Here is a 623-nt window from a genome sequence, read left to right on the forward strand (position 1 = left end):
GTTCGTAGGTGGGGAATCCCAGCAGCAGCTTCTCAGCCGGGGCTTCCAGAGCCAGCCAGTAGGACACAGTAGAGTTGATATTGTGATGAACGTGTGATCCAGAGTCCACAGGGCTGGGGTACAGAGGGCTGTTGTGTCCAGTGGCGTCCTCCCAGTGTCCATGATAGTCATAGGTCATTACATTGATGAAGTCCAGGTGAGATGCAATCTTTTTGACCTCGTATGCTCTGTCGATGTTGGGACGGAAAGCAGCAACGTTGGCTGACAGCAGCAGCTGAGTCTTCCTGTTGTCCTTGGCATCGTCCTCAAAGGCCTTGGATAGCTCCGTGACCAGCAGAGTGAACCTCTCCTTGTCCTGCGCTGGGCTGCCGTTGTGTCCAGGATATTCCCAGGCCAAGTTCAGCCCGTCAAAGTTATGGGTGCGCAGGTAGCTGATGGCCGACTTGATGAAGACAGCACGACCCTCAGGCCTGGCTACCATGGAGATGAATGGGCTTATTCCATTGACTGTGCCTCCGACAGACAGCAGAGTCTTCAGTGCAGGATTAACATTCTTGAGGTTGCTGAGCTTGCTGAATTGCTCCTCATCGTTCCACTCAATGGGGCTGATCTGGTTGAAGCTG

The 623-nt window shown here is 53.6% G+C and carries 1 protein-coding gene; it reads right to left on the bottom strand.

Translation table 11 applies throughout. From position 1 onward, the window contains the following. Positions 1-623 (bottom strand): glycosyl hydrolase family 18 protein (locus EAH75_RS19540; RefSeq protein ID WP_241669000.1); only part of this gene is annotated, 623 nt, incomplete at both ends.

It is taken from the genome of Rhodanobacter glycinis (assembly GCF_006438785.1).
GTDB classification, from domain to species: Bacteria; Pseudomonadota; Gammaproteobacteria; order Xanthomonadales; family Rhodanobacteraceae; genus Rhodanobacter; species Rhodanobacter glycinis_A.